The 5581-nt window shown below is 67.9% G+C and carries 5 protein-coding genes and 1 pseudogene; 4 read left to right on the plus strand and 2 right to left on the minus strand.

Going from position 1 to position 5581, the window contains the following annotated elements; all coding sequences use genetic code 11:
• Positions 1-124 precede the first annotated feature (124 nt).
• Positions 125-1243 (plus strand): glutamate 5-kinase, encoded by a 1119-nt coding sequence (proB, locus tag CF68_RS07370; protein ID WP_035817088.1) that lies wholly within the window; start codon positions 125-127, stop codon positions 1241-1243.
• A 90-nt stretch (positions 1244-1333) separates the two neighbouring features.
• Here the strand turns inward: proB and CF68_RS07375 are convergent, their stop codons facing one another.
• Positions 1334-1915 (minus strand): CNP1-like family protein, encoded by a 582-nt coding sequence (locus tag CF68_RS07375; RefSeq protein ID WP_035817090.1) that lies wholly within the window; start codon positions 1913-1915, stop codon positions 1334-1336.
• Positions 1908-2591, minus strand: a complete 684-nt coding sequence (locus tag CF68_RS07380) for an RNA pyrophosphohydrolase (RefSeq protein ID WP_013958052.1) — start codon at positions 2589-2591, stop codon at positions 1908-1910. The genes CF68_RS07375 and CF68_RS07380 overlap by 8 nt, the downstream gene beginning before the upstream one ends.
• A gap of 192 nt (positions 2592-2783) precedes the next feature.
• Here CF68_RS07380 and CF68_RS07385 point away from each other — a divergent pair, with 192 nt between their 5' ends.
• The 3 genes and pseudogenes from CF68_RS07385 to CF68_RS38100 form a co-directional block, all read left to right on the plus strand.
• Positions 2784-4505, plus strand: coding sequence for a proline--tRNA ligase (locus tag CF68_RS07385; protein ID WP_035817091.1), 1722 nt, complete (start codon positions 2784-2786; stop codon positions 4503-4505).
• Between the two features lie 5 nt (positions 4506-4510).
• On the plus strand, positions 4511-5254 hold the full coding sequence (locus CF68_RS07390; RefSeq protein WP_013958050.1) for a lytic transglycosylase domain-containing protein: 744 nt from the start codon (positions 4511-4513) through the stop codon (positions 5252-5254).
• Positions 5251-5581, plus strand: a pseudogene (locus tag CF68_RS38100) (2-oxoglutarate-dependent dioxygenase); the annotation flags it as partial. The gene CF68_RS07390 and the pseudogene CF68_RS38100, both read left to right, overlap by 4 nt.

Genomic DNA, 5581 nt, shown 5'->3' on the forward strand with positions numbered 1-5581 from the left:
ATCAGGCGTGGCGCCTTGTCAAACCACCCCTCACCCTGCCCTCTCCCCATGAGGGGAGAGGGGAACACAATGGGGCAGCGCAGGCCCCGGTGTAAAACGAGTTCCTAAAGACAGGATTCCCGTCATGCAATCGGTCATCGCGCAGGCAAAGCGCATCGTCGTCAAAGTCGGCTCCAGCCTGGTCACCAACGACGGCAAGGGGCTGGATCACGACGCCATCGCCCGCTGGGCGGCCCAGATCGCCAAGCTGCGCGTAGCCGGCAAGGAAGTGGTGCTGGTCAGCTCCGGCGCCATCGCCGAAGGCATGCAGCGCCTGGGCTGGGTGCGCCGCCCGAAGGAAATCCATGAGCTCCAGGCCGCCGCCGCCGTCGGCCAGATGGGCCTGGCGCAGGTCTATGAAAGCCAGTTCGGCCGCTACGGCATCCGCACCGCGCAGGTGCTGCTGACCCACGCCGACCTGGCCGACCGCGAACGCTACCTCAACGCCCGCTCGACCCTGCTCACGCTGCTCTCCCTGGGCGTGGTGCCGATCATCAACGAGAATGACACCGTGGTCACCGACGAAATCAAGTTCGGCGACAACGACACGCTGGGCGCGCTGGTGACCAACCTGATCGAAGGCGACGCGCTGGTGATCCTGACCGACCAGCGCGGCCTGTACACCGCCGATCCGCGCAAGGACCCGGGCGCGCAGTTCGTGGACGAGGCCCTGGCCGGCACTCCCGAGCTGGAAGCCATGGCCGGCGGCGCCGGCACGTCGATCGGGCGCGGCGGCATGCTGACCAAGATCCTGGCGGCCAAGCGCGCGGCCAAGTCCGGCGCCCACACCACCATCGCCTCCGGGCGCGAGGCCAACGTGCTGGAGCGGCTGGCCGCGGGCGAGGCCATCGGCACCCAGCTGCTGGCGCCGACCGGGCGGCTCACGGCGCGCAAGCAATGGATGGCCGACCACCTGCAGCTGCGCGGCCGGGTCGTGATCGACAACGGCGCGGTCGAGAAGCTCACCAGCGGCGGCAAGTCGCTGCTGCCGATCGGCGTGACGGAAGTGCAGGGCGAGTTCGCTCGCGGCGAGGTGATCGCCTGCGTCGACGCGCAGGGCAAGGAGGTGGCGCGCGGCATCACCAACTATTCCAGCGCCGAGGCGCGGCTGATCGCGCGCAAGCCCTCGTCCGAGATCGAGTCCGTGCTGGGGCACCTGAACGAGCCCGAACTGATCCATCGCGACAACCTGGTGCTGGTCTGACCTGACGTCCTGGCGCAAAGGCCAGGCGCAAACAAAAACGGCGGGGCTGCCAGGCAGTCCCGCCGTTTTTTTATGCCGACGCTGCGCGCTTCAGCGCTTGCGCGGCGCGCGCGATTGCAGGTCGCGCACCATGGCGTCGGCAGTGCCGGCCACGGTACGGCCCTCGCAGAAGAAATCGGTCGCCAGCGTGGCGGCGTAGGCATTGCGCACGCCAGTCGCCATGCGGTGCCAGGTCTCGCCGTAGTCGCTGCTGTTGGGCACCCACTCGGTGGCGCCCTTGGGCAGCGTGGCGTAGAGCTTGCGCTCGAACGCGTCGCAGCGCAGGCCTTCGAAGGTCACGTTGCGCGCGCCGCTCTGGCTGGTGGTGACGACCGTGTAGCGCACCACATTGTCCTTGCCGACCGAGACCGACTTGCCGTCGACCGCGAATGACAGCGAGTCGGTGCCCGCCACCGAGAACGGGATCAAGTTGGCGTCCTGCGGCGGTGCCGGCAGCATGGCCTTGGCCTCTTCAAAGGTCTTGGGCGCGAACGGGTTGAGCCAGGTGCTTTCTTCCTCCGCCATCTCCTTGCCGGTGGTCTTGCAGCCGGCCAGCGCAAGGCTGGCCGCGGCAATCAGCATTCCGGCAGCGCTCAGGCCGCGGCGGCGGCCCAGGCCGGTGAAACTAGTCATCAGTGCTCCGTGAGGTGGAAACCGGCGTTGCCGGTGAATCGTGCTCGGTCGCGTGCTCGGCCTCGGCATTGCAGTCGGCGTCGGCCTGCTGCGCCTGCTGGGCGCGGCTGAGCGCCTGGCTGCGCGGTCCGCCATGCCGGCCATGCATGCCGTGGGGGCCGTGCGTGCCGTGTGTGCCATAGGGACTCAGCGGCACACGCGCGTGCCGGTTCAGGAAGCGTGACAACTCCGTCAGCGCCAACTGGTAGACATCGCGCTTGAACTCGATCACCGCCTCCAGCGGCACCCAGTAATGACTCCAACGCCAGGCGTCGAATTCAGGGTGCTCGGTGGCACGCAGATGGATGTCACAGTCCCTGCCGGCCATGCGCAGCAGGAACCAGATTTGTTTCTGGCCCTTGTAGTGGCCGCGGATCTCGCGGCGGATGAACTTGTCCGGCACCTCGTAACGCAGCCAGTCGCGCGTGCGACCGACGATCCTGACGTGCTCCGGAAGCAGGCCGATTTCCTCATGCAGTTCGCGGTACATGGCCTGTTCAGGCGTTTCGCCGTACTTGATGCCACCTTGCGGGAACTGCCAGGAGTGTTCGCCGATTCGCTTGCCCCAGAAAACCTCGTTTCTTGCGTTGAGGAGGATGATGCCGACGTTCGGGCGAAAGCCTTCACGATCGAGCATGACTGCACCTCGAATCCTTTAGAATTACGCTGATTATAAAGGAAGCGCGCAGCCGGGCCCGGACCGGGGGATGCTGGTTTTCCCCGAGCGGAAGGGCAGTTTCAGGCGCGTGCCCACAATTCAGCGCCGCCGGCCCCCGGATTTTGCCGGGACGGATTTTCCCGAACCCGGCGGCCCAGAGAGAAATTACGGATGAAAGCCTCGCAATTCTTCATTTCCACCCTCAAGGAAGCGCCCGCCGACGCGGAAATCGTTTCGCACAAGCTGATGATGCGCGCCGGCATGATCAAGAAGCTGGGCGCCGGCATTTACAACTACATGCCGATCGGGCTGCGCGTGATCCGCAAGGTGGAGAACATCGTGCGCGAGGAAATGAACCGCGCCGGCGCGGTGGAGCTGTCCATGCCGGTGATCCAGCCGGCCGAGCTGTGGCAGGAAACCGGCCGCTGGGACAAGATGGGCCCCGAGCTGCTGCGCCTGAAAGACCGCCATGAGCGCGACTTCGCGGTCCAGCCGACCTCGGAAGAGGTGGTGACCGACATCGCCCGCTCGGAAATCCGCAGCTACAAGCAGCTGCCGGTCAATTTCTACCAGATCCAGACCAAGTTCCGCGACGAGCGCCGGCCGCGCTTCGGCATCATGCGCGGGCGCGAGTTCACCATGAAGGATGCCTATTCCTTCGACCGCGACACGGACGGCCTGCGCAAGTCGTATGAGAACATGTACGACGCCTACGTGCGCATCTTCCGCCGCTTTGGCCTGGAATTCCGCGCCGTGGCGGCCGACAACGGCGCCATCGGCGGCTCGGGCTCGCATGAGTTCCATGTGATCGCCGACACCGGCGAAGACGCTATCGTCTACTGCCCGACCTCGGACTACGCCGCCAACATGGAGGCCGCCGAGGCGCTGCCCCTGCTGGCCGAGCGCGCCGCGCCCAAGGAAGACCTGGTCAAGACCTTCACCCCGGAAAAGGTCAAGTGCGAGCAGGTGGCGGAATTCCTGAACATCCCGCTGGAGCGCAACGTCAAGTCCATCGTGCTGGCCAAGGACACCGAGGCCGGCGCCGAGATCTGGCTGCTGCTGATCCGCGCCGACCACGAACTGAACGAGGTCAAGGCGTCCAAGGTGCCGGGCCTGGCCGACTTCCGCTTTGCCACCGAGAACGAGATCGTCGACGCCTTCGGCTCGCCGCCGGGCTACCTGGGCCCGATCGACATGAAGAAGCCGGTCAAGGTGGTGGCCGACCGCACCGTCGCCAACATGAGCGACTTCGTCTGCGGCGCCAACTACCGCGACTACCACTACACCGGCGTCAACTGGGGCCGCGACCTGCCCGAGCCGATCGTGGCCGACCTGCGCAATGTGGTCGCCGGCGACGCCTCGCCGGACGGCCAGGGCACGCTGGAAATCTGCCGCGGCATCGAGGTGGGCCACGTGTTCATGCTCGGCACGCGCTATTCCGAGTCCATGAACGCCACCTTCCTGGACGAGAACGGCAAGACCCAGCCGATGCAGATGGGCTGCTATGGCATCGGCGTCACCCGTATCCTGGGCGCGGCGATCGAGCAGAACTTCGATGAGCGCGGCATCATCTGGCCGGCCGCGATCGCGCCGTTCGCGGTGGTGATCTGCCCGGTGGGCTACGACCGCTCCGAAGCCGTCAAGGCCGAGGCCGACCGCATCCATGCCGAGCTGCTGGCCGCCGGCGTGGACGTCATCCTGGACGACCGCGGCGAGCGCCCGGGCGTGATGTTTGCCGACTGGGAGTTGATCGGCGTGCCGCACCGCGTGGTGGTGGGCGACCGCGGCCTGAAGGAAGGCAAGGTCGAGTACCAGGGCCGGCGCGACGCGCAGGCCACCGCCGTCAGCGTGGCCGACGTGGTCGGCCACGTGCGCAGCCAGCTGGCGAACTGAGCCCCATGCGCGCCGCCCGCGGCATGACCGACGCCGCCCGCCGCTGCGCGGGCGGGCTGCTGCTGGCCCTGGCGGCCATGGCAGCCCACGCCGGCGCGCAAAAGGAAGAAGACCTGGCCGATTCCGTGCGCGGCGCGTTGGCCGCCGCCATTGCCGATGACCGGCCCACGCGGCCGGTATTCGCGTCCGGCGGCGAGCGCCTGGCCTACCTGAAATGGCTGGGCGAGATGTCCGCCCGCCTGGCCTCGCGCATCCCCGAGCCGCAGGTGCGCGTGGAACTGATCGAGGTGGCCTACTACGAGGCCAAGCGTGCCGGGCTGGAGCCGGCGCTGGTGCTGGGCCTGGTCCAGGTCGAGAGCAACTTCCGCAAGTACGCGATCAGCTCGGCCGGTGCGCGCGGGCTGATGCAGGTGATGCCGTTCTGGGTGCGCGCCATCGGCGACAGCGACCCGCGCAAGCTGTTTCACCTGCAGAGCAACCTGCGCTACGGCTGCACCATCCTGCGCTACTACCTGGACCGCGAGCAGGGCGACCTGTACCTGGCGCTGGGCCGCTACAACGGCAGCCGCGGCCGCCCCGAATACCCGAACGCGGTGCTGGCGGCGTGGAAGCGCTGGCAGTATTCCGAAGCCACGGTCACCGTGGCCGGCGATCCCGAGATCGCGCCGTCGCGCCCGCGCGCACCGGTGTCCGAGCCCCCTGCCCGCAACCCGTTCTCGTCGCAACGCGTCGCCGCCAATCCGTCATGATCCGCGAAGCCTCCGTTGCCGGCGGCAAGACCGGCTACACCGAATCCTCGCCCGAACTTGAACAATGGCTGGCCCGGCATATCGCCCAGGGCTTTGCCGCCGATGCGCTGGTGTTGTCGATGCTGCGCTCGGGCTATGACGACGCCTTTGCGCGCCGGGCCGTGGCCGCGGCCTTTGCACAAGGGGTCGATGGCGCCGCGCCGGCCAGGCCCGCGCCGGCCCGCCCTGCCGCCGCCGCCGGCACGCCCGCGGTCTACGCGGCCGATGGCGGCGACCGCCAGGTCCCGATCCTGTTCCGGCTGGCGTCGCCGCAGGGCCAGCTGTTCC

It is taken from the genome of Cupriavidus sp. SK-4, from assembly GCF_000611125.1.
GTDB lineage: Bacteria > Pseudomonadota > Gammaproteobacteria > Burkholderiales > Burkholderiaceae > Cupriavidus > Cupriavidus necator.